The sequence below is a fragment of the Ideonella azotifigens genome, assembly GCF_006519715.1.
Taxonomy (GTDB): Bacteria; Pseudomonadota; Gammaproteobacteria; order Burkholderiales; family Burkholderiaceae_C; genus Ideonella; species Ideonella azotifigens.
Genome location: NZ_VIDT01000757.1, coordinates 1 through 2,436, shown reverse-complemented (window position 1 = coordinate 2,436; position 2,436 = coordinate 1). Strand labels below are relative to the sequence as shown.

Annotated in this window: 4 protein-coding genes; 3 read left to right on the top strand and 1 reads right to left on the bottom strand. The window is 65.8% G+C overall.

The genetic code is table 11. The features are described from left to right. The coding region (locus FKP22_RS27310; RefSeq protein ID WP_211361614.1) for a winged helix-turn-helix domain-containing protein at window positions 1–805 on the bottom strand (805 nt) is incomplete at its 3' end. A gap of 402 nt (window positions 806–1,207) precedes the next feature. Between FKP22_RS27310 and FKP22_RS32870 the strand changes: the two genes are divergently transcribed. From FKP22_RS32870 to FKP22_RS27295, 3 genes are all read left to right on the top strand, one after another. Beyond that, window positions 1,208–1,384, top strand: a complete 177-nt coding sequence (locus FKP22_RS32870; RefSeq protein WP_170201121.1) for a hypothetical protein — start codon at window positions 1,208–1,210, stop codon at window positions 1,382–1,384. 43 nt (window positions 1,385–1,427) lie between these two features. Further along, window positions 1,428–1,763 (top strand): hypothetical protein, encoded by a 336-nt coding sequence (locus tag FKP22_RS27300; protein WP_141291096.1) that lies wholly within the window; start codon window positions 1,428–1,430, stop codon window positions 1,761–1,763. 43 nt (window positions 1,764–1,806) lie between these two features. Further along, a partial coding sequence (locus FKP22_RS27295; RefSeq protein WP_259372464.1) for a tripartite tricarboxylate transporter substrate-binding protein occupies window positions 1,807–2,436 on the top strand: 630 nt, incomplete at its 3' end.

Genomic DNA, 2,436 nt, shown 5'->3' with positions numbered 1-2,436 from the left:
CGTGCGCGGCGGCCAGTGTGTCGGCGGCCTGCGCGATCAGCGCCAGGCGCAGGGACAGGTCGATGGCCGCGATGCCGCCGCCCTGTTCGCACCAATGGGCCAGGTTGCCGCCGGCGATGAAGGGGCATTCGATGAACCAGGGCGGTTCGTCGAGGTTCCAGTCGAGGATTTCCAGCAGGTGCTCGCCGGCGCCGGGCGCCTCGCGCAGCAGGCGGAACACGGTGACTTCGCGCTTCAGGGCGCGCAGGCCGTCGGCATCGCGCGCGAACTTGAACACGCGCGGCTGCCCGGTCTTGGCATGGCGGGCCAGCCAGACCTCGTTGCGTCCGCCGCTGCTGAGCTTCTCGCGCAGCACCCAGTGCGGGCGCAGCGGTGGCATTTCGCCAGCGGCCAGGCCGGGCGCAAAGTCTGGCGTGTCCACCGGCGCGGCGTCGGCCTGGGCCTTCACCGACACCGGCGCGACCAGCCGATAGCCCTGGCCGTAGACGGTGCGGATCAGCGCCTGGTCCTCATCGCGCAGCGCCTGGCGCAGCTTGGCCACCGTCTTGGTCAGCACCGATTCCGAGGGGATGCGGCCGGGCCACACCGCCTCGATCAGTTCGTCCTTGGTCACCAGTTCGCCGGCATGGTGCAGCAGGTGCACCAGCAGCTCCAGCGGGCGAGCCTCGGCGGCGACCAACTCGCCGTCCACGCTGAGTTCCAGGCGGCGCTCGTCCAGCGTGCAGCTTCCGAAAGACCACAGCAGCGGGCCGGAAGCCCGAAAGTCGTCCGCCTCGGCTGCCAACGCCGGTTTCTCCCATTTCATCGCTTGCGCCCCCGGCTCGCATGCCGTCTGGTGACTTCGGTAGGAATTGTTCGGAATCGGGGAAGGATTGGCCCCGGGGTTCCGCCTGAAATCGTACCGGCAGGTGCCGTCATCTCGGCACCAGGGAACAGCCATGAACATGTTTCAAAAGGTGGGTAGGGTCTTGGGCCTGACCCTGGCATTGACCGTTGCCGCCTGCGGTGGTGGTGGTGGCGGGGACTGCCTGGCGTATTGCGCCAAAGCCCATGAGAGCAGCGTGGTGCAGGGCGCCGGAGGGTACCCGGGACGATTCCGAGTCGAGGTCTACACGCCCTGATGGGGCCAGTGCTGCGCCGCCTGAGCCTGGCCAGGACTCAGGCCTGAGCAGCCTTCAGCGGACCCTGGCCATTGAAGAGGTCGAAGATGAATGACGAAATCATCCAGAAGTTGTCCACGTGGGCCATTCTTGCGGTCATCGCCATCGTGCTGTTCGCCTTCGCAAGGCTGGTGCTTGAAAACTTCTGGTTCATTCTTGCCATGGCCGGAGCTGTCGTGGCCGCCTGGTTCGTGTATCTCAAGCTGAAGCAGGGGGAGGAATGAAATGTCAGATCCCGCAACTGTGCCAGTCCATCGGCCATACCTGATGCAAGGGCAAGGCGCGACGCCGCCAGACGGGCCCAAGCCTTCGGATACCTCTTTGCAGGACACTGCCGGACGCTTCTTCATGCATTGGGTCTGCGCGTCATTCGGATTCTTCCTGCGCACCCTGCTGCCTGTGGTCCAGAAATGGCAGGATCCATCTGCGCCGGTCGAGTTTCCCAGGTGGTGGGCTTTTTCGATATTTGCGCTGTTGATCTGCCTGCTGGCGGGGGCCATCAACTCCAACATGCCGGTGAAACCGCGTGAGCTTCTGAAAAGCATCGGCCTTGGTTTTGCGCTGGACGCAGCGGCTGTGCTGAGCAAGATCCCCATCCACTGATGTGAAGGCGGCGACGGCGGTGCGTTTGTCGCACACTCGGGTCATGCACCCGATTGCGCCTGCATTCCTCCGCCGCCGTGAACTGCTGGCCTGTGCCGGCGCTGCCCTGCTGCCACTGTCCGGGCGTGCCCAGGTGCACTTCCCTGACAAGCCCATCCAGCTGCTGGTGCCGTTCGGGCCGGGAGGCGTGGCCGACATCACCGCGCGCACCGTTGCCGAGGTCATGGGCAAGCGCCTGGGCCAGCCGTTTGTGATCGACAACCGGCCCAGCGCCGGCAGCATCGTCGCCAGCCAGGCGGTGGCCACTGCCAAGCCCGATGGCCACACGCTGCTGCTGATGAGCAACGCCCACGCCGTCAGCGTGGCGCTGTTCAACAAGCTGCCCTACGACCCGGTGAAGGCCTTTGCGCCCATCAGCACCTTCGGCTATTTCGACCTGGGTTTTTTCGTGCAGGCGGGGAGCCGCTTTACGTCGTTGAAGGACGTGATCACCCATGCCAAGGCGCATCCGGGCAAGCTCAATGTGGGCACCATCGCGGTGGGCAGCACGCAGCACCTGGCGGCCAAGCTTTTCGAGACGGTGGCCGGGCTGGACCTGCTGGTCGTGCCCTACAAGGCCAGCCCGGCGGTGCTGACGGCGCTGCGGGCTGGCGAGATCGACCTGGCGGTCGAG